Consider the following 521-nt stretch of genomic DNA (forward strand, 5'->3'; position numbering starts at 1 on the left):
ATGACTCGAGACTAGGATGGTAAAAGGTCGTCCTGGAGGACTCTTTGGGTTATATAGTCAAGCGACTAAGCGCATACGGTGGATGCCTTGGCAGTCAGAGGCGATGAAGGACGTAGAAACCTGCGATAAGCGTTGGTAAGCTGGTAAACGAGCTTTGACCCAACGATTTCCGAATGGGGAAACCCATCCGTCATAAGGCGGATATCCTGCACTGAATACATAGGTGTAGGAAGCGAACCCGGAGAACTGAAACATCTAAGTACCCGGAGGAAAAGAAATCAACCGAGATTCCCCTAGTAGCGGCGAGCGAACGGGGAGTAGCCGATGGTTGTTGTGTTAGTGGAATGCTCTGGAAAGTGCAGCAATAGAGGGTGATAGCCCCGTACACGAAGACACAGCGATCACATATTAAGTAGGACGGGACACGTGTTATCTTGTCTGAAGATGGGGGGACCATCCTCCAAGGCTAAATACTCCTGACTGACCGATAGTGAACCAGTACCGTGAGGGAAAGGCGAAAA

The 521-nt window shown here is 50.1% G+C and carries 1 rRNA gene; it reads left to right on the forward strand.

Going from position 1 to position 521, the window contains the following annotated elements:
- Positions 1–55 precede the first annotated feature (55 nt).
- A 23S ribosomal RNA gene (locus A3750_RS06325) occupies positions 56–521 on the forward strand; the annotation flags it as partial.

This window comes from Oleiphilus sp. HI0079 (assembly GCF_001635105.1).